The organism is Citrobacter sp. UYEF32 (assembly GCF_040546205.1).
In the GTDB taxonomy this organism is placed as follows: Bacteria; Pseudomonadota; Gammaproteobacteria; order Enterobacterales; family Enterobacteriaceae; genus Phytobacter; species Phytobacter diazotrophicus.
Map to the genome: position 1 here is coordinate 496,412 of NZ_JBEPNI010000005.1, position 20,504 is coordinate 516,915.

A 20,504-nucleotide genomic window follows, 5' to 3' on the forward strand; every position below is an offset into this window, starting at 1 on the left:
GTCTGTCTGAGCGACGAAATTACTAATATCATTTCAATTATCTGACAGCAAGCCCCAGAGTATCGTGTGAGGGAAATAACAGTGTCGTTGGATTAATTTCTCGCCATCTGGCAATGTAATGAAATGTAATGCACTGAAATAAAAGCACTTATTTAAATCATGTTGATTTATTATATTTATGGTTTTTTCTGACTTTAGTTATATGATTTGCTGATAATGCTGCGTTTCGAACGCCCTGCGCAGCATTATTTCACCAGGCAGCAATCAGTGTAGTAAACCCGGGAATATCCCTTTAACGCCTGCAACGATGAATTCAATACCGAGTGCCATCAGCAATAAACCCATGATACGGGTAATCACGTTAATCCCGGTTTGCCCAAGCAGGCGCACCAGCCAGGGAGCGATGCGGAACACGCCCCAGGAACAAAAAGCAAAAAGAGCTATTGCCACTGAAAATCCCGCGAGGTACTCCACGCTGTGGTAGCGCGTGCCCCAGACAATAGTCGAGCTGATAGCACCGGGCCCTGCCATTAAAGGTAAAGCCAGCGGCACAACGCCGATACTCTCTCTGATCGCCGTTTCTGATTTCTCTTGCTTGTTTTGTTTGTCCTCACCCAGTTTGCCGCTGATCATCGACATCGCTATGGTGACTACCAGGATCCCCCCGGCTATACGAAACGAGTCAATCGAAATACCAAATAACTGAAGAATCCCGTCCCCCAGAAAAAGCGACGTCCAGAGAATAATGGCAACGGAAAGGTTCGCGGTGAGATTAGTTTTGTTCCTCGCCCCAGCCGTTTGATAGCTGGTCATACTAATAAAGACAGGAATAATTCCAATAGGATTGACCAGCGCGAACAGGCCGATAAAAAACTTAGACCAGGTAGGAAAGTCAAACAGTGTTTGAGTCACAGAGTGCTCCGCAGCATTGCAAGGCAAAGAAGAAAGTATAGAAACAATAAGACCCTGCTAAATATACGATTATTTGCAGCACAACTCACCATAAATCCTGTCATCTTCCTTACATCCCGGCATGTTATGCATTTGTACTAATTATGATAATGTTAGTTGGCGCCGCCCTTTTATCATTAACATTTGATACAAATGCCCAAAAACAGCCTGCTGAAAGGTGTCAGCTTTGCTGTAACTTGATTTAGATCACGTAATCGGTACTCAGAAGTGAGTACTCTTGGAGACGTCGTCAGGGAGTAGAACCATCAGTTTGAATGATGTTTCGTTGAGGCTCTTTCAGTAAATCAGTTAGGTTGGGCAAGGCGTTAACTACTTGTTTTTCTGTAATTTACGCAACCTGCACCCGGTCTGTCTATACTGTCGTTTCGGACAGCTGGTTTACTAAAAGAGTTTAACATTATCAGGAGAGCATTATGGCTGTTACTAATGTCGCTGAACTTAACGCACTCGTTGAACGCGTGAAGAAAGCCCAGCGTGAATATGCCAACTTTACTCAAGAGCAAGTTGACAAGATCTTCCGCGCCGCCGCCCTGGCTGCCGCTGATGCCCGTATCCCTCTCGCTAAAATGGCCGTTGCCGAATCCGGCATGGGTATCGTCGAAGATAAAGTGATCAAAAACCACTTTGCTTCTGAATATATCTACAACGCTTATAAAGATGAGAAGACCTGCGGTGTCCTTGAGGAAGATGACACTTTTGGTACCATCACCATCGCTGAACCTATCGGTATCATCTGCGGTATCGTTCCAACAACTAACCCAACTTCTACGGCAATCTTCAAGTCGCTGATCAGCCTGAAGACTCGTAACGCAATCATTTTCTCTCCACATCCGCGCGCTAAAGATGCAACAAACAAAGCGGCTGATATCGTTCTGCAGGCGGCTATCGCTGCCGGCGCGCCAAAAGATCTGATTGGCTGGATTGACCAACCTTCTGTTGAACTGTCTAACGCATTAATGCATCACCCTGACATCAACCTGATCCTCGCAACTGGCGGCCCGGGCATGGTGAAAGCAGCATACAGCTCCGGTAAACCGGCTATCGGCGTAGGCGCAGGCAACACACCTGTTGTTATCGACGAAACCGCTGATATCAAACGTGCTGTCGCTTCTGTGCTGATGTCTAAAACCTTCGACAACGGTGTTATCTGTGCTTCCGAACAGTCAGTAGTGGTTGTTGATTCTGTTTACGATGCTGTTCGCGAACGTTTTGCTACCCACGGCGGCTACCTGCTGCAGGGTAAAGAGTTGAAAGCCGTTCAGGACATTATCCTGAAAAATGGCGCGCTGAATGCCGCCATCGTTGGCCAACCGGCATACAAAATTGCTGAACTGGCAGGCTTCACGGTTCCTGCAACGACCAAAATTTTGATCGGTGAAGTGACTGTTGTTGACGAAAGCGAGCCGTTCGCTCACGAAAAACTGTCTCCGACTCTGGCAATGTACCGTGCGAAAGATTTCGACGATGCGGTAGTAAAAGCAGAGAAACTGGTTGCCATGGGCGGTATCGGTCACACCTCTTGCCTGTACACTGACCAGGATAACCAGCCGGCTCGCGTGCAGAAATTCGGCGCGGAAATGAAAACCGCACGTATCCTGATCAACACCCCGGCTTCTCAGGGTGGTATCGGTGACCTTTATAACTTCAAACTCGCACCTTCCCTGACTCTGGGTTGTGGTTCCTGGGGTGGTAACTCCATCTCTGAAAACGTTGGTCCGAAACACCTGATCAACAAGAAAACCGTTGCTAAGCGAGCTGAAAACATGTTGTGGCATAAACTTCCGAAATCTATCTACTTCCGCCGTGGCTCTCTGCCAATCGCGCTGGATGAAGTGATTACTGATGGTCACAAACGCGCGCTGATCGTGACTGACCGCTTCCTGTTCAACAACGGTTATGCAGACCAGATCACCTCTGTGCTGAAAGCGGCTGGCGTAGAAACAGAAGTCTTCTTCGAAGTTGAAGCTGACCCGACGCTGACTATCGTACGTAAAGGCGCAGAGCTGGCGAACTCCTTCAAACCTGACGTGATCATCGCGCTGGGTGGTGGTTCCCCGATGGATGCGGCGAAAATCATGTGGGTCATGTACGAACATCCGGAAACTCACTTCGAAGAACTGGCGCTGCGCTTTATGGATATCCGTAAACGTATCTACAAGTTCCCGAAAATGGGTGTGAAAGCGAAAATGGTTGCTATCACCACCACTTCCGGTACCGGTTCAGAAGTGACGCCGTTCGCAGTTGTAACTGACGATGCCACTGGTCAGAAATATCCGCTGGCAGACTATGCTCTGACCCCGGATATGGCAGTTGTTGACGCAAACCTGGTCATGGACATGCCGAAATCACTGTGTGCATTCGGTGGTCTGGATGCAGTAACCCACGCACTGGAAGCTTACGTTTCTGTACTGGCGTCTGAGTTCTCCGATGGTCAGGCTCTGCAGGCTCTGAAACTGCTGAAAGAAAACCTGCCAGCGTCTTACCATGAAGGTTCTAAAAACCCGATTGCACGTGAGCGCGTACACAGTGCTGCTACCATCGCGGGTATCGCGTTTGCGAACGCCTTCCTGGGTGTGTGTCACTCCATGGCGCATAAACTGGGTTCACAGTTCCATATTCCGCACGGTCTGGCGAACGCTCTGTTGATCTCCAACGTTATCCGCTATAACGCGAATGACAACCCGACTAAACAGACTGCATTCAGCCAGTACGACCGTCCGCAGGCTCGTCGTCGTTACGCAGAAATCGCTGACCATCTGGGTCTGACTTCTGTTGGTGACCGTACTGCTGCGAAAATTGAGAAACTGCTGGCATGGCTGGAAACCATCAAAGCTGAACTGGGCATTCCTAAGTCAATCCGTGAAGCAGGCGTTCAGGAAGCTGACTTCCTTGCTCACGTTGACAAACTGTCCGAAGATGCGTTCGATGACCAGTGTACCGGTGCTAACCCACGTTACCCGCTGATCTCTGAGCTGAAACAAATCCTGCTGGATACCTACTACGGACGTGAGTTCAAAGAAGGCGCGCCAGCAGAAGTGAAAGCCGAAGCAGTAAAAGCGGATAAAGCAGACAAAAAAGCGAAGAAAACCGCTTAATTGTCCTGGCTACGATAACCTGCCTGATGGGTAACACCTGTCAGTTAAGCAAGATGACCGGTTGAACTTTCCGGCAGGTAAACGACAAAGGCCCTATCAATTCTTTGATGGGGCTTTTTTATATTTTCAACATACCTTGATGTAATCTCTAACCGCGCTGAATCCGCCTCATTCTTCTGCTACCAGCAGACTATTTCTGTCGAATCGACTTAAGTCCACAGCCGTAAGCGTAAACATCCCACAGACATCACTGGCTGGCTGATATTGGCTATGCGAGTATTTTCATACGCACAGATACGTCTGAGCAGACAGGTGGCGGGGATAAACGAAGGGAATGCGGAGAGGCACACTGAGTATCCAACCACCAGACCGTGTGCCCTGATATCGCTGTAGAAGCAGTTAGCGCCGCATAAAGGTGATATGCCCTACACGACGCTCTTATTGTCCCGGGCGCAAATCCTCAGGCTTTTAAGCGTTGTTTTTGAGCCCGTAATCAATCAGCAGCGCACGTAGCTACAGTTGAACTATCCTCTTACGCGCGCCTGAATAGCGGACAGAGAGCCTTCTGTGAGGGCCTCTTTATAATGTTTACGGCAAACGGATACATAGCGCTCATTACCGCCAATAACGACTTGCTCACCCTCATTATATGGCCGACCCGCCTGATCAAGGCGTAGCACCATGCTGGCTTTACGTCCGCAGAAACAGATCGTTTTTAGTTCAACCAGTTTATCTGACCACGCCAGAAGATATTGGCTACCGATAAACAACTCGCCACGGAAATCGGTTCTTAATCCATAACAGAGCACGGGAATATCAAGTTCATCGACAACGTCAGACAACTGATATACTTGCTGGCGGGTTAGAAATTGACTTTCATCAACTAAAACGCAGTGGATAGGTTCGCGCTGGTGCTCAGCATTAATTTCATCTTTAAGGGATGTATTTTGGTTAAAAAGACGCGCCGGCGACGATAAGCCAATACGTGAACTTACCTTCCCTGCCCCAAAGCGGTCATCAATTTCCGCGGTATAGACCAGCGTGCGCATGCCACGTTCCTGATAATTGTAGGAAGACTGCAGTAAAGCCGTGGATTTTCCGGCATTCATCGCTGAGTAGTAGAAATAAAGTTGCGCCATTGCCCGCAAGACCCCAATCAAAGTGTGATATTCCTCGGCAGGATTGTATCATATTTTAACATGCCACCTGGAATGCCGGGCGTACACTTTACTTACATTGCGGACATGATTTCAGCGATATACTTCACGCTATTTTTCTCTCGTAAGCTGTTGCTGACAAAGAAACAGACAATAAGCGCACCGCGCCTTTTCTGGGTATAAAAAACAAGAAGTTTCAGCGCCAGGCTCAAGAAATTATTAATGTTTTATGCAAAACGACGCTGTTGTGAACCCTAATAAAAAAGGTTGATATTTATCCATCGAAACTATAATTCGTATGAGATTAATCAGTTAAAAGCGCTGATTAAACACCTGAGCCGTTCGGGTGATAATGCTTTCTATATGGCTTTTTTGTGCGGTTCTTCAAGAAAAATTTAAGTTAGCGGTTTTTAAAAATGTGGTAAATAAAGAGGAAATTTGAATTCCTTACATTCTCACCTATTGCACTACTCAAATTAACGCTCTATTATTAGCTCAACAAACCACCCCAATATAAGTTTGAGATTACTACAATGAGCGAAGCACTTAAAATTCTGAACAACATCCGTACTCTTCGTGCGCAGGCAAGAGAATGCACTCTGGAAACGCTCGAAGAAATGCTGGAAAAATTAGAAGTGGTAGTTAACGAGCGTCGTGAAGAAGAAAGCGCTGCAGCTGCTGAAATCGAAGAACGTACTCGTAAACTACAACAATATCGTGAAATGCTGATTGCTGATGGTATTGATCCGAATGAACTGCTGAACAGCATGGTCGCAGCTAAAACCGGAACTAAAGCTAAACGCGCTGCACGTCCGGCTAAATATAGCTACGTTGACGAAAACGGTGAAACTAAAACCTGGACTGGCCAGGGCCGTACCCCAGCAGTAATCAAAAAAGCGATGGACGAACAAGGTAAACAACTGGAAGATTTCCTGATCCAGGAATAATCCTAAGCCTTTATGAAGAATCCCGCCGATGGCGGGATTTTTTTTGACCATTTTTTTAGCCATTGTTGCTGAGCAATATTCTGTAACGATGAAGATAAACGTGCATTGCTGATACTATTTGCTCACCAACGTTCCCCTATCGATATTCCCACTTTGGACAAAGATTTCTCCTGGCGCCTGGTCTGGCACGCCAAAGGTGTCTACAGGCAATAAAAAAGCCGGAGTGATAATCATCAATCCGGCTTTATTCCCTGGGACTAAATCAGGTTACGCTTTAGCGACACCGACAACGTCTTCCAGCCAGGCTTTAAATTCTTCACCAAGTACGTTATGGCGAATACCATATTCTACGAAAGCCTGCATATAACCCAGCTTATTACCGCAGTCATGGCTTTTGCCTTTCATGTGATAAGCTTCAACGGTCTCTTTCTCGATAAGCATATCGATAGCGTCGGTCAGCTGAATCTCATCGCCTGCTCCCGGAGGCGTTTTCGCCAGCAGCGGCCAAATCTCTTCGCTGAGAACGTAACGGCCCACAACAGCGAGATTAGACGGCGCGACATTCGCTTTCGGTTTTTCAACCACACCGACCATCGGTACGCTGTCACCCGGTTTGAGTTCAGCGCCTTTGCAGTCAACAACACCATATGCAGTCACATCGGCAACCGGCTCAACCATAATCTGGCTGGCTCCGGTTTCGTCGAAACGCTTGATCATTTCCGCAAGGTTATCCTGGGAAAGATCGGATTCGAATTCGTCCAGGATAACGTCAGGAAGAATAACCGCCACCGGTTCATTTCCTACAACCGGATGCGCGCACAGCACCGCGTGTCCAAGCCCCTTAGCCAGCCCCTGACGGACCTGCATAATGGTAACGTGCGGCGGGCAAATAGCCTGAACTTCTTCCAGCAACTGACGTTTCACGCGTTTTTCCAGCATGGCCTCAAGCTCAAAGCTGGTATCGAAATGGTTTTCGATAGAATTTTTCGACGAATGCGTAACCAGAACAATTTCGGTAATACCCGCAGCGATACACTCATTCACGACATACTGAATTAATGGCTTATCAACCAACGGTAACATTTCTTTAGGAATCGCCTTTGTCGCAGGCAGCATCCTGGTTCCCAATCCCGCAACCGGGATAACTGCTTTAGTCACTCTCGAATTTATGGCAGCCATTGAAAATCTCCTGGTCTGTTCACGCTTTGAGCATGTTCATGAATTAATTCGCATCTGAGTATATCAGTACCATCGTAATGACCTGGTCTGAAAAGGACGCTATAACGTTTAATTAGGATTAATACGCAAAACTGTGGCGATAGTACCACTCGCTTTAAAAAGGAGGTAAAGCTATCTGCGTAATACGTTGCGATTGCTCATTCCGCAGACAACATTAAACGCAGACGGCCACCGGCCCCCCAAACCTGACATTGCCAGGCATCGCACCGTTGACTCAATTGGTTCAGATACGTATTTCCTAAAGTACCCAACGGTACGCCGTTACTGATTTGAATTTGATGTTCGCCAGTATTTAATGTCGCATTAAGGCCTGCCGACACTAAAATAAGGTTCTTTAATTCGCTGTGATAATACCCAACCAGCAGAGGAAACTGTCCGGGCAAATTTGCCTGGCGCAGTAACTGGTTTACCTGCTTAAGCAAGCTGCCCATTTCGGGGAGTTTTTGGTGCTGGTGTGACAATTGTTCCTGAAGTAAGCCGTTGAACAATGCACGCAGTAATAATGCTGCCAGAACACCATTATTGCCTGCGCGTGTCACATCAAGGCAATAAAAAGCCAGATCGTGTGACGATATTGGCGCAATATCAAGCACCAGACCGGGTTGATCGGCAGACACGAGCTGGCGGTAATTAACCCGGCAACCCGACATCTTCTGCTGAACCGGCGGCTGTAATTCCTGTAAAAGTTTGGCGGCAGCCTGGGGATTTTCAACCAGTGCATCCCAATCCTGGAACAAACGTTCTTCTTCTTCGACACGCGAATTAAACATATTGGGATAGAGACAGGCGAATACGGTCTCTTTTAGACGATTAAGATCTTTAACCGGCTTAAGTAAAACGTCTTGTACCCCTAAACGCAGCGCCTTCGCAATATCTGCCATGTTATCGGTTGCAGAAATGACGAGCACCGGCATTTGGTCGCCTTTATTGCGCAAATGTTCGACAAGCTTAAGGCCATTCATTCTCGGCATGGCAATGTCGCAAATCATGAGATCAGGGGAAGCATTGTCCAACTGTTCGAGCGCTGAGACACCGTCATCTGCGACCAGTGTTTCCGCTCCCAGAGAGGAGAGCCAGGAATCCAGCAGCGAGCGGAAGACGGGTTCGTCTTCAACGATCAGTATCTGTTTTCCTGCTAACGGCTGCGTCATCTTATCTCCCCTGCCTGACGATAAATAAATAGTGGCATGATCTATCAATAATCGCCTGTCAGAATTTGCTGAACTCGAATAAAAAAAACATACTTAGACTATTGTCCTTACCAACGGTAGTAGTTCATCGATTTTCTTTTCAACGGCAAGTTGCCCCGCTGCGATTGCCGCCTCTGCCCGATGAAAATCAAGTGTCGAAATTTGCGGGCAAAGTGGCTGTATTAAAATATCGGGGGGATCGCCAGCCATTCGGTTGCGCTTAAGTCGATTCTCAAGCACCTGAATGGAAGTGGTCATGATTTCCATTGCCGTAGGTGCAACAACAGTGCGCCGGGCCTTCATTTTACTTAGCCTGTCCCGAAGACGTTCATGCCAGCGCAACTCATCACTCTCAACACCTTCTTGCGCCTCTTCCATCAACGTCGTCGACACTAAATCCTGCTGCATCAAATGCGCGTCATGCTGCAAGTCGACGGCAATAACGATATCCGCCCCCAGCGCGCGCGTCAGGGAGACAGGAACGGGATTCACCACCGCGCCATCAACCAGCCAATAGCCATTATGGGCAACGGGTGACATAAGACCCGGCATACTGCACGATGCGCGCACCGCCAGATGAAGATCGCCTTCGGTAAACCATAGCTCTCGCCCGGTGCTGAGGTTGGTTGCTACAGCACCGAATTTCAACTGACAATCAGTGAACAGCGTTTCGGGCAGGACTTGCCGATAGTGGTTAAAAACACGTTCGCCGCGTAATAATCCACCGCGTCGCCACGACGGATCCATAAGTTTGAGGACGTCCCAGTAACTGAAAGAGCGTACCCACGTTTCCAGTCTGGGGAGTTTATTGCAGGCATACGCGGCGCCCACAAGGGAACCAATAGAGCACCCCGCCACGACGTCAATCTTGATCCCTGCGTGTTGCAATGCGTTTATCACACCAATGTGTGACCAGCCTCTGGCGGCCCCTGATCCCAGCGCCAACCCAATTTTAACCGTTCTCATTACCTGGATTTTTGTCCCCCGGAACGACTGGCGTAGCCACGAAGCTACAGCTCAGTTAACATAACGCTACTCTGGCTTATAGTGCCGTTATTTTTGTACAGGAAGCCGATTTTGTCTCAACTCTGTCCCTGCGGTAGCGCAGTCGAGTATAGCCTATGTTGCCAGCCTTATCTGTCTGGCTCACAGGTTGCGCCAGATCCATCACATCTTATGCGCTCCCGTTATAGCGCATTTGTGATGAAAGACGCCGACTATTTGGTCAGCACCTGGCACCCAACTTGCCATGCCGCCACGTTTCGTCCGGACATTGAAGCCGGTTTCAACCGTACCCAGTGGCTGGGTTTGACGGTGTTCGAACATGCCAGCGGGAAAAACGACACAGAAGGTTACGTCAGTTTTATTGCCCGTTTCAATGAGGATGGCAAAGCGGGAGCAATTATTGAACGTTCCAGATTCTTAAAGGAGAACGGCCGGTGGTATTATATTGACGGCACACGTCCGCAATTTGGCCGTAACGATCCGTGCCCATGCGGGTCCGGTAAGAAATTCAAAAAGTGCTGCGGGCAATACGCCCAGCGATAACTCATAGCAAACACCATCAACAGGATTTACCCGGCAATGCATTCATTACAACGTAAAGTATTACGCACCATTTGCCCTGACCAAAAAGGTCTCATCGCGCGGATTACTAACATTTGTTACAAACACGAACTCAATATCGTGCAAAACAATGAGTTTGTTGACCACCGCACCGGTCGCTTTTTTATGCGTACCGAGCTGGAAGGTATTTTTAACGACTCTACCCTGCTGGCCGACCTGGACAGCGCGCTGCCGGAAGGTTCTGTCCGCGAACTGAACCCTGCGGGACAGCGTCGCGTGGTTATTCTGGTGACCAAAGAAGCACATTGTCTTGGCGACTTATTAATGAAAGCCAACTACGGCGGGCTGGATATTGATATTGCAGCGGTCATCGGCAACCATGAAACGCTGCGTTCGCTGGTTGAGCGCTTTGATATTCCGTTTGAACTGGTCAGCCATGAAGGGTTAACCCGCGAAGAGCACGATGAGCGGATGGCGCAAGCCATTGAAGCACATCAACCGGATTATGTGGTGTTAGCGAAGTACATGCGTGTACTGACGCCGGGTTTTGTCTCCCGTTTTCCGAATAAGATAATCAATATTCACCATTCGTTCCTGCCGGCATTTATCGGCGCGCGTCCTTACCACCAGGCTTATGAGCGCGGGGTAAAAATCATCGGCGCAACGGCACACTACGTAAACGATAATCTGGACGAAGGTCCAATCATTATGCAGGACGTCATTCACGTCGATCACACTTACACTGCCGAAGATATGATGCGTGCGGGCCGCGATGTTGAAAAGAATGTCCTGAGCCGTGCGCTGTATCAGGTGCTGGCGCAACGTGTCTTCGTTTACGGTAACAGAACGATTATTCTTTAATCGCTAACGGAATGAATTGATTAGCTTTAATCCGTTACGGATGAAAAGTACGCAAACGGTTCAGTTTCGTTGAAGGAAAGCTTTACAGCGGCGCGTCATTTGGTATGATGCGCCCCGCTTCCTGAAACGGAGGCAGGCCAGTATGAGCATTACCCCGTGGTGGGGTTCCCGAGCGGCCAAAGGGAGCAGACTGTAAATCTGCCGTCATCGACTTCGAAGGTTCGAATCCTTCCCCCACCACCATTATTGACCACTGCAATGTGGTAACACCGGTGAGAGTTTGCGAAGTTTGCACTTATCGGGAAGGGTGAGAACCTTCGATTAAGGTTCGAGTCGAGCGAAAGCGAGACAACGTTGCCGCAGGCAACGGCCCGAAGGGTGAGGAGCGAAGCGACGAATAATCCTTCCCCCACCACCATCTTCAAAGCAGTTCCCGACAATATGAATTACCCCTGGTGGGGTTCCCGAGCGGCCAAAGGGAGCAGACTGTAAATCTGCCGTCATCGACTTCGAAGGTTCGAATCCTTCCCCCACCACCATCACTTCATGTAGCACACTGCCAAATCAAATCTTTAATGCCATATATCCTCCCCGTGCCGGGAAGGGTGAGAACCTTCGACTAAGGTTCGAGTCGAGCGAAAGCGAGACAACGTTGCCGAAGGCAACGGCCCGAAGGGCGAGGAGCAGCGCGACGAGTAATCCTTCCCCCACCACCATCACTTCATGTAGCACAACGTCAAACCACATCCTCAATCCCACATATCCTCCCCATGCCGGGAAGGGTGAGAACCTTCGACTAAGGTTCGAGTCGAGCGAAAGCGAGACAACGTTGCCGAAGGCAACGGCCCGAAGGGCGAGGAGCGAAGCGACGAGTAATCCTTCCCCCACCACCATCACTTCATGTAGCACATTGCCAAATCAAATCTTTAATGCCACATATCCTCCCCATGCCGGGAAGGATGAGAAGCAACATTTCCCCTGATGCGCTGTGCTTACCAGGGCTAGCCGCCCGCAGGTCGAATAAACGCAGCGCATCGGGATGCCAAAATCATTACACGGGTGGCAAACGGCGTTTGACTGGCGAGCTTTTCACAATCGAGGTGTTGCACTGTGCGTATTCCGCTAAACCATCCAGCAATGTATCCAGTTGTTCAATGGAGCGCACCACCAGCCGGATAACAAAACAATCCTCCCCGGTGACCTTATCGCTCTCGATACATTCGGGCATCGCCTGAATGTACTTATCCACCTTCTGTAATAACCCCGGCAATGGCCGAACACGTACCAGCGCCTGCAAGGTATACCCTAACGCCGTCAGATTCACCCGCGCCGCGTACCCCTCAATCACCCCCTTTTCTTCCAGGCGTTTGAGCCTTTCTGCCGTGCTGGGTGACGACAGCCCGACGCGACCACTTAATACTTTTAACGACATCCGCGCATCTTCCACCAGACACGCCAGAATTTGTCGGTCGATCTCATCGATAAGGTTTTCCATTGATTTTACCTAATTAATAAACGTCATACGCAAATTCCACCTTACATCATCTCTGTAAAAGTGGCCTGCCATTTTCGACAATAAGGGCCATCATTCAGGAGGTGGTTTATGAATAACAGGCAAAAAGGCGTCTGGCCGATGAGCCTGGCGATGTTGATTTCCGGTTCCATTGGCGCATTCGTTTTGCTGTCGGGATTACCGGTCACGGAAGTGGTTTTCTGGCGATGCCTGATCGGCGCACTCACACTGTTTATCTTTATCCGCGCCAGTAAACAGCCCTTTAGTCCGCTGACTAAAGTCACGCTGGCATTAGCCATTGCGGGCGGTATCGCCCTGGTCGTCAACTGGTTATTGCTGTTCGCCGCCTATAGCCGTATCTCAATTGGCCTGTCGACAGTGGTCTACAATACGCAGCCGTTCATGCTGGTCTTAATGGGGATGGCGCTGGGCGAGCGGGTCAGCCTGGTCAAATGGGGATGGCTTTTTCTCGCCTTCGCAGGGGTGGTGATACTGCTCTCCGGCGAGCTCACGTCCGGCCACTCCGCACAGTGGTTTTCTGGTATTGTGCTGGCCCTGAGCGCCGCTTTTTTTTATGCGCTGACTGCAATCATCACCCGCAAACTCAGCGGGATAGCGCCGCAGCATATTGCCTTTATCCAGGTGTTAACCGGGGTCGTTCTCTTGTTGCCACTGACCGGCAGGCCTGTGTTTTCCGCCGAGTATCCGTGGCTGATCTTACTTACTCTTGGGATCGTACACACCGGCGTGATGTACCAGTTGCTCTATAGCGCGATCCAGAAGCTGCCAACCCCCATCACAGGATCGCTCTCCTTTATTTATCCCGTGATTGCGATTGTGGTCGATAAACTGGTCTTTGGTCATTCGCTCAACGCCACACAACTGATGGGCGGCGTATTGATACTGTTTGCTGCCGCTGGTAATAACCTGGGTTGGGGTGAAAAAAAACCCCGCGAATGCGGGGTTGGAATCAAAACACGGTCCAGTTAGCGGCGGGCGCGGACAATCTGATATTTGCGCGTCAGATATTCAACGGGCGCGCTCCAGATATGCACCAGCCGCGAGAACGGGAACAGCACAAACAGCGTCATCCCCAGCACCAGATGCATACGATAGATAAACGCTACCCCGTCAAGATGCTCGGAAGCCCCGCCGTGGAACGTCACCACGGCCTGGGCCCAGCCCACCAGCTTCATCATTTCGCTGCCATCCATATGCTGTGCGGAGAAAGGAATTGTTAACAGCCCCAACGCACACTGCACCATCAGCAAAGTCATGATCAGAATATCGGCCGCCGTGGATGTCGCGCGGATCCGCGGATTGAACAGTCGGCGTTTCAGCAGCATGATACCGCCCACCAGGCACATCACGCCGCTGGCCCCACCGCCAATCATCGCCATTTTTTGTTTCACTTCGATGGGCAGGAAGGATTCGTACATCCAGTGCGGCGTCAGCATCCCCAGGAAGTGCCCGGCGAAGATGCCGAGGATCCCCAGATGGAACAAGTTTGACCAAATCACCATTCCTTTACGGTCCAGCATCTGGCTGGAACCGGCACGCCAACTGTACTGGCCGTAGTCATAACGCAGCCAGCTCCCCACCAGAAACACCGTCCCGGCAATGTACGGGTACATATCAAAGAAGAACATATTCAGGAAGTGCATTATTGCTGTCCTCCGGTTGTGATATTCAGGTACTGCGGTGCGACAGCGCCAGCGAAGCGACGTTGATGCGCAGTAATGTCAGATTCGCCACACCCCTGTTCGGCAAAGAATTTCACCTGCTCTTCTTCCCAGACGGCATCCAGCGCCTGCGGGGTATCATCACGCGCTTCATCAGCGATTTTTTCAGCCACTTTTTGTTGATCGATAGCGGTATTCGCCAGTTCGATCAGCGGCGTAAACAGCATCGCGTAGTTACTGTCGCGCTGTTGCAGACGAGCGCTTAGCAGCGCCAGGATCGGCGCAATGTCCTGCAATCCGCCCAACGCTTCCGCCGGCGGCAGTTGCGCCAGATACTCCAGATAGAGCGGCAGGTGATCCGGCAACTCGCGGCTGTCCAGCTCCAGACCTTGCCGGGCGTATTGCGCCAGCAGATCGACCATCGCCTGTCCACGGTCGCGGGACTCGCCATGAACATGCTCGAAGAGGAGCAATGAGGTGGCGCGCCCCCGATCAAACAGTTCGCTGTAGTTTGCCTGGGCATCCAGCAGATCCTGCGAGGTCAACTGCTGCAAAAAATCGATAACACCTTGTGACTGAGACGCCGTGAAGTGCGTTGACGATTGCAGCGCCTCGATCAACTCCTGCTGATGCTGCCACAGAGCAGCATCCGGGTATTCCAGCAGACGGGAAATAACGACCAGCTCAATCATGGGTGTGGCTCCGTTTTCACTGAAACATCAATGGCATCGATGCGGCGGCTGTTGAACAGATTGAATTTACTGTCCGAACCGTGGCAGCCATCACCAAAGGTAAAGCCACAACCGCTCTTCTCAGGAAACGCTTCGCGCGCCAGCTCGCGATGGCTGCTCGGGACCACAAAACGATCTTCGTAATTGGCGATGGCCAGGTAACGGTACATCTCCTGCGCCTGTGCTTCGGTCAGACCCACTTCTTCCAGCGCACGGGTATCGATTTTGCCGTCCACGGTTTCCGCACGTTTGTAGTGACGCATTGCCAGCATACGTTTCAGCGCCAGCAGTACCGGCCCGGTATCCCCTGCGGTCAGCAGGTTTGCCAGGTACTGTACCGGGATACGCAAACTGTCCACATCCGGCAGAATACCGTTGCTGCTCAACTCACCTGCATCCGCTGCAGACTGAATCGGTGACAAAGGCGGCACGTACCAGACCATTGGCAACGTGCGATATTCCGGGTGCAGCGGCAGCGCCAGCTTCCAGTCCATCGCCATTTTATACACAGGCGACTGCTGGGCGGCGTCGATCACACTCAGCGGAATGCCGTCTTTAATTGCCTGCTCGATAACCTTCGGGTCGTTCGGGTCAAGGAACACATCCAGTTGGCGCTGATAGAGATCTTTCTCGTTTTCTGTACTTGCCGCCTGCTCAATGGCATCCGCGTCATACAGCAGCACGCCGAGGTAGCGGATACGGCCCACGCAGGTTTCGGAACAGACCGTTGGCTGACCGGCTTCGATACGCGGATAACAGAAGATGCACTTCTCGGATTTACCGCTCTTCCAGTTGAAGTAGATTTTCTTGTACGGGCAACCGGTGATGCACATACGCCAGCCGCGGCATTTATCCTGATCAATCAGCACAATGCCATCTTCTTCACGTTTGTAGATCGCGCCGCTCGGGCAGGTCGCCACGCACGCCGGGTTAAGACAGTGTTCGCACAGACGCGGCAAATACATCATGAAGGTGTTTTCAAACTGGCCGTACATCGCCTTCTGCATGTTCTCGAAGTTTTTGTCTTTCGACAGCTTCTCAAACTCGCCGCCCAGGTCATCTTCCCAGTTTGGCCCACGGGTGATTTTATCCATCCGCTGGCCGGTGATCAGCGAGCGCGGAAGGGCGATTGGCTGGTGTTTGCTGTCAGCCGGCGCGGTGTGCAGCGTCTGGTAGTCATAATCAAATGGCTCGTAGTAATCGTCGATGCCCGGCAGATGCGGGTTGGCGAAAATTTTACCCAGCAGCATCGGACGGTTACCCATCCGCGGCTGCAATTTGCCATTCACTTTACGGATCCAGCCGCCCTTCCATTTTTCCTGGTCTTCCCAGTTATTAGGGAAACCGACACCGGGCTTACTTTCCACGTTGTTAAACCACGCGTACTCCATCCCTTCACGGCTGGTCCAGACGTTTTTACAGGTGACGGAACAGGTATGACAACCGATGCACTTATCGAGGTTCAGCACCATGCCAACTTGTGAACGAATTTTCATTTTACGCTCTCCTGTACCTGGTCATTACCTTCGCCATCCAGCCAGTTAATGTTCTTCATCTTACGTACCACCACAAACTCATCGCGGTTGGAGCCAACCGTTCCGTAGTAGTTAAAGCCATAGGCCAGTTGGGCATAGCCGCCGATCATATGGGTCGGTTTTGGCGTAATTCGGGTTACCGAGTTATGGATACCCCCGCGCTGACCGGTGATTTCTGACCCGGGAATGTTCACGATACGTTCCTGAGCGTGGTACATCATGGTCATCCCGGCTGGCACGCGCTGGCTGACAACCGCACGGGCAGTCAGGGCACCGTTGCTGTTAAAGACTTCAATCCAGTCGTTATCTTCGATACCCAAGTCTTTAGCATCCGTCTCACTCATCCAGACAATCGGACCACCGCGGCCTAAGGTCAGCATCAACAGGTTGTCGCTGTAGGTGGAGTGAATCCCCCATTTCTGGTGCGGCGTCAGGAAGTTGAGCGCTTTTTCCGGGTTACCGTTGGACTTCTCGCCCATCACCTCTTTCACTGAGTGGGTGTCGATGGGCGGACGATAGACCAGCAGGCTTTCACCGAAGTCACGCATCCACTGATGGTCCTGATACAACTGCTGACGACCGGAGAGGGTGCGCCATGGAATGAGCTCATGAACGTTGGTATAGCCTGCGTTATAAGAGACATGCTCATCTTCAAGGCCGGACCAGGTCGGGCTGGAGATAATTTTGCGCGGTTGGGCCTGGATATCGCGGAAGCGGATTTTTTCCTCTTCTTTGTTGGTTGCCAGATGCGTGTGGTCGCGACCGGTAAATTCGCTGAGCGCTGCCCAGGCTTTGACCGCCACGTGGCCGTTGGTTTCCGGCGCCAGCGTCAGGATCATTTCTGCGGCATCAATCGCTGTGTTAAGCATCGGCTGGCCTTTCGCCGGGCCGTCCGCTTTGGTGTAATTGAGCTTACGCAGCAGGTCCATTTCGCTCTGGGTGTTCCAGGCAATACCTTTACCGCCATTACCGATTTTCTCCATCAACGGGCCGATGGAGGTAAAGCGTTCGTAAGTCGCCGGATAATCACGCTCAACCACAATCAGATGCGGTGCGGTTTTACCTGGGATCAGATCGCATTCGCCTTTTTTCCAGTCTTTCACATCCAGCGGCTGCGCCAGTTCAGCGGCAGAGTCATGCTGAATCGGCAGAGTCACCAGATCGGTCTCTTTACCGAGGTGGCCCACGCAGACTTCAGAGAATTTTTTGGCAATCGCTTTATAAATCTCCCAGTCGCTTTTAGACTCCCAGGCCGGATCAACGGCAGCAGACAGCGGATGAATAAACGGATGCATATCCGACGTATTCATATCGTCTTTCTCATACCAGGTTGCCGTCGGTAGTACGATGTCGGAGTACAGGCAGGTGCTCGACAGACGGAAGTCCAGCGTCACCACCAGATCCAGCTTGCCGTCGAGCCCGTTATCTTTCCACTCCACCTCTTCCGGCTTCACGCCGCCCTGCTTGCCGAGATCTTTGCCCTGAATACCGTTTTCCGTACCCAACAGGTACTTGAGCATGTACTCGTGGCCTTTACCGGAGGAGCCCAGCAGATTTGAACGCCAGATAAAGAGGTTACGCGGGTGGTTTTTGCCGTTTTCTGGCTGCTCCGCCGCAAAATGCATGGTGCCCTCTTTCAGGGATTTCACGGTGTAATCCACCGCCGACATACCTGCTTTTTTCGCCGCTTCGGCAATACGCAACGGGTTGGTACCCAGTTGCGGTGCAGATGGCAACCACCCCATACGCTCGGCGCGCACGTTGAAATCGATAAGGCTGCCGGTGTAGCGTGATTTATCCGCCAGCGGCGACAAGAGCTCCTGCGCGGTGACGGTTTCATAGCGCCACTGGCTGGAGTGGTTATAGAAGTAGGAGGTGCTATTCATATGGCGCGCCGGACGGTTCCAGTCCAGGGCAAACGCCAGCGGTTGCCAGCCCGTTTGCGGGCGCAATTTTTCCTGGCCTACATAGTGTGCCCAACCGCCGCCGCTTTGACCGATACAGCCGCAGAAGATCAGCATATTGATGATCCCACGGTAGTTCATATCGAGGTGATACCAGTGGTTCATCCCGGCCCCGATGATGATCATCGAGCGGCCATGCGTTTTGTTGGCGTTATCCGCAAATTCACGGGCGGTGCGGATAATATTGGCGCGGGAAACGCCGGTAATTTTTTCAGCCCAGGCCGGCGTATAGGCTTTGATATCGTCGTAGCTTGTGGCGCAGTTTTCATCATTAAGACCGCGCTCCAGGCCATAGTTCGCCAGGGTCAGGTCGTAAACGGTGGTCACCAGCACGCTGCTGCCATCGGCCAGTTGCAGGCGTTTAACCGGCAGTTTATGCAGCAGAACGTTTTCCAGTTCAACCTTACTAAAGTGCGCGGTGCTGTCGCCGCCAAAGTACGGGAAGCCAACGTCCGCGATCTCATCCTGACGACCCAACAGGCTCAGTTGCAGCTCTGTCTCAACGCCGGTCGTGCCATCACGCTGTTCAAGGTTCCATTTGCCCTTCTCGCCCCAGCGGAAACCGATGGAACCGTTCGGCGCCACCATTTCGCCGTTATCAGCGAGCGCAACGGTTTTCCACTGCGGGTTATTCTCCTGGCCCAGCGCATCCACAAGATCCGATGCGCGCAGCATACGGCCCGCGGCGTAGTATCCTTCACGCGGTTCCAGCATCACCAGCATCGGCATGTCGGTATAGCGACGCACATAATCGGTAAAGTACTGGCTCGGGTTATCGAGGTGGAATTCACGCAACATGACGTGGCCCATCGCCAGCGCCATTGCCGCATCGGTGCCCTGCTTCGGTGCCAGCCACAGGTCGCACAGCTTGGCGATTTCGGCATAGTCCGGGGTTACGGCAACGGTCTTGGTGCCTTTGTAGCGGACTTCGGTAAAGAAGTGGGCATCCGGGGTACGGGTCTGCGGTACGTTGGAACCCCAGGCAATGATATAACTGGAGTTATACCAGTCGGCGGACTCCGGAACGTCGGTCTGCTCACCCCAGGTCTGCGGCGAGGCTGGCGGCAGGTCGCAATACCAGTCGTAGAAGCTCAGGCAGGTACCGCCTAACAGCGACAAGTAGCGTGCGCCGGAAGCATAGGAGACCATCGACATCGCCGGGATCGGCGAGAAGCCTGCCACGCGGTCAGGACCGTAGGTTTTCACGGTGTAGACGTTAGAGGCCGCAATCAGCTCATTCACTTCCTGCCAGGAGGAGCGAACAAAACCACCGCGTCCACGTGCCTGTTTAAAGCTTTTCGCTTTATCAGCATCTTCAATGATCGAGGCCCAGGCGTTCACCGGATCAGGGTGTGCCACTTTCGCTTCACGCCACATTTTCATCAGGCGTTTGCGCATCAGCGGGTATTTCAGACGGTTCGCACTGTAAAGATACCAGGAGTAGCTGGCGCCGCGAGGGCAGCCGCGTGGCTCATGATTTGGCATATCAGGGCGGGTACGTGGGTAGTCGGTCTGCTGGGTTTCCCAGGTAACGAGACCGTTTTTGACGTAAATCTTCCAGCTGCAAGACCCGGTGCAGTTTACACCGTGAGTAGAACGCACGACTTTATCGTGCTGCCAGCGTTGGCGGTATCCATCCTCCCAGTCCCGGTTTGTTTCGAGAAGCTGGCCGTGCCCATCGGCAAACGTTTCGCCCTTCTGCTTGAAGTAGCGAAATCGGTCCAGGAATTTACTCATCGGGTTTCTCCTGTATGGAGCCTGACGGCTCTCTGATAAATCGACATTGCACAAATTAGGGGTTACAGCATTTGCGGCGAAAGTAACGCTCTGAAAGGCGAGAAGAATTGATGGCGATCAAGCTGTAAGGGCTTCATAAAGGCAGGGAAATCACTATCTACCTCCAAAAGGGTAGAATGGTTTTAAATTTAATTTATTGATATATAAAGAAAATAAATAACCAAAATGACAGCAAGCGAGAAAAAATGCGCTAAGCAGGTATTAAGGGGTATAGCCCCCTGAAGACGAGGGTTTTTCTCTGTCGTGGGTAACTCC

Annotated in this window: 15 protein-coding genes, 2 tRNA genes and 3 other RNA genes; 10 read left to right on the top strand and 10 right to left on the bottom strand. The window is 51.3% G+C overall.

Features of this window, described 5'->3' with window-relative positions:
- Positions 1–264: 264 nt before the first annotated feature.
- Complete coding sequence (locus ABIB59_RS16930) at positions 265–912, bottom strand: YchE family NAAT transporter (RefSeq protein WP_039079163.1); 648 nt, start codon at positions 910–912, stop codon at positions 265–267.
- 473 nt (positions 913–1,385) lie between these two features.
- On the opposite strand from ABIB59_RS16930, the gene adhE reads away from it, so the two are divergent.
- Positions 1,386–4,067, top strand: coding sequence for a bifunctional acetaldehyde-CoA/alcohol dehydrogenase (gene adhE, locus ABIB59_RS16935; RefSeq protein ID WP_039079164.1), 2,682 nt, complete (start codon positions 1,386–1,388; stop codon positions 4,065–4,067).
- Between the two features lie 524 nt (positions 4,068–4,591).
- On the opposite strand, the gene tdk is transcribed toward adhE, so the two are convergent.
- The gene (gene tdk, locus ABIB59_RS16940) at positions 4,592–5,206 is read right to left on the bottom strand and encodes a thymidine kinase (protein WP_039079165.1); all 615 of its coding nucleotides are present in this window, start codon (positions 5,204–5,206) and stop codon (positions 4,592–4,594) included.
- A 551-nt stretch (positions 5,207–5,757) separates the two neighbouring features.
- Between tdk and hns the strand changes: the two genes are divergently transcribed.
- A complete protein-coding gene (gene hns, locus ABIB59_RS16945; protein WP_039079166.1) occupies positions 5,758–6,171 on the top strand; it encodes a histone-like nucleoid-structuring protein H-NS in 414 nt (137 codons plus the stop codon).
- Between the two features lie 267 nt (positions 6,172–6,438).
- On the opposite strand, the gene galU is transcribed toward hns, so the two are convergent.
- The 3 genes from galU to rssA all read right to left on the bottom strand — a co-directional run bounded on the left by galU (position 6,439) and on the right by rssA (position 9,566).
- A complete protein-coding gene (galU, locus tag ABIB59_RS16950; RefSeq protein ID WP_039079167.1) occupies positions 6,439–7,350 on the bottom strand; it encodes a UTP--glucose-1-phosphate uridylyltransferase GalU in 912 nt (303 codons plus the stop codon).
- 197 nt (positions 7,351–7,547) lie between these two features.
- Positions 7,548–8,561 carry a two-component system response regulator RssB gene (gene rssB / locus ABIB59_RS16955; RefSeq protein WP_039079168.1) on the bottom strand — a complete coding sequence of 338 codons (1,014 nt, stop codon included), beginning with the start codon at positions 8,559–8,561 and terminating at the stop codon, positions 7,548–7,550.
- Between the two features lie 93 nt (positions 8,562–8,654).
- Positions 8,655–9,566, bottom strand: a complete 912-nt coding sequence (rssA, locus tag ABIB59_RS16960) for a patatin-like phospholipase RssA (RefSeq protein ID WP_039079169.1) — start codon at positions 9,564–9,566, stop codon at positions 8,655–8,657.
- Positions 9,567–9,677: 111 nt separating this feature from the next.
- Here rssA and ABIB59_RS16965 point away from each other — a divergent pair, with 111 nt between their 5' ends.
- The 7 genes from ABIB59_RS16965 (at position 9,678) to ABIB59_RS16995 (ending at position 11,920) form a co-directional block, all read left to right on the top strand.
- Complete coding sequence (locus tag ABIB59_RS16965; protein ID WP_072039740.1) at positions 9,678–10,148, top strand: YchJ family protein; 471 nt, start codon at positions 9,678–9,680, stop codon at positions 10,146–10,148.
- Positions 10,149–10,184: 36 nt separating this feature from the next.
- Complete coding sequence (gene purU, locus ABIB59_RS16970; RefSeq protein ID WP_039079171.1) at positions 10,185–11,027, top strand: formyltetrahydrofolate deformylase; 843 nt, start codon at positions 10,185–10,187, stop codon at positions 11,025–11,027.
- A 158-nt stretch (positions 11,028–11,185) separates the two neighbouring features.
- A tRNA-Tyr gene (locus ABIB59_RS16975) sits at positions 11,186–11,270 on the top strand.
- A gap of 43 nt (positions 11,271–11,313) precedes the next feature.
- A non-coding RNA gene (locus ABIB59_RS16980) (RtT sRNA) lies at positions 11,314–11,445 on the top strand.
- A 36-nt stretch (positions 11,446–11,481) separates the two neighbouring features.
- Positions 11,482–11,566: transfer RNA gene (locus ABIB59_RS16985), tRNA-Tyr, on the top strand.
- Between the two features lie 45 nt (positions 11,567–11,611).
- Positions 11,612–11,743, top strand: a non-coding RNA gene (locus tag ABIB59_RS16990) — RtT sRNA.
- Positions 11,744–11,788: 45 nt separating this feature from the next.
- Positions 11,789–11,920: non-coding RNA, RtT sRNA (locus tag ABIB59_RS16995), on the top strand.
- A gap of 158 nt (positions 11,921–12,078) precedes the next feature.
- Here the strand turns inward: ABIB59_RS16995 and ABIB59_RS17000 are convergent.
- Positions 12,079–12,522 carry an Lrp/AsnC family transcriptional regulator gene (locus tag ABIB59_RS17000; protein WP_165158727.1) on the bottom strand — a complete coding sequence of 148 codons (444 nt, stop codon included), beginning with the start codon at positions 12,520–12,522 and terminating at the stop codon, positions 12,079–12,081.
- 108 nt (positions 12,523–12,630) lie between these two features.
- Here ABIB59_RS17000 and ABIB59_RS17005 point away from each other — a divergent pair, with 108 nt between their 5' ends.
- Positions 12,631–13,530 carry a DMT family transporter gene (locus ABIB59_RS17005; protein ID WP_354036257.1) on the top strand — a complete coding sequence of 300 codons (900 nt, stop codon included), beginning with the start codon at positions 12,631–12,633 and terminating at the stop codon, positions 13,528–13,530.
- On the opposite strand, the gene narI is transcribed toward ABIB59_RS17005, so the two are convergent.
- Genes narI through ABIB59_RS17025 form a run of 4 tightly spaced genes read right to left on the bottom strand, consistent with a single transcriptional unit; the run spans position 13,527 to position 20,189 of the window.
- Entirely contained in the window at positions 13,527–14,204 is a 678-nt protein-coding gene (narI, locus tag ABIB59_RS17010) for a respiratory nitrate reductase subunit gamma (protein WP_071194067.1), read from the bottom strand. The genes ABIB59_RS17005 and narI overlap by 4 nt on opposite strands.
- The gene (narJ, locus tag ABIB59_RS17015) at positions 14,204–14,914 is read right to left on the bottom strand and encodes a nitrate reductase molybdenum cofactor assembly chaperone (protein WP_354036259.1); all 711 of its coding nucleotides are present in this window, start codon (positions 14,912–14,914) and stop codon (positions 14,204–14,206) included. Before narJ ends, narI begins: the two co-directional genes overlap by 1 nt.
- On the bottom strand, positions 14,911–16,449 hold the full coding sequence (gene narH, locus ABIB59_RS17020; protein ID WP_354036261.1) for a nitrate reductase subunit beta: 1,539 nt from the start codon (positions 16,447–16,449) through the stop codon (positions 14,911–14,913). Before narH ends, narJ begins: the two co-directional genes overlap by 4 nt.
- Positions 16,446–20,189 carry a nitrate reductase subunit alpha gene (locus ABIB59_RS17025; protein WP_071194066.1) on the bottom strand — a complete coding sequence of 1,248 codons (3,744 nt, stop codon included), beginning with the start codon at positions 20,187–20,189 and terminating at the stop codon, positions 16,446–16,448. The genes narH and ABIB59_RS17025 overlap by 4 nt, the downstream gene beginning before the upstream one ends.
- Between the last annotated feature and the right edge of the window lie 315 nt (positions 20,190–20,504).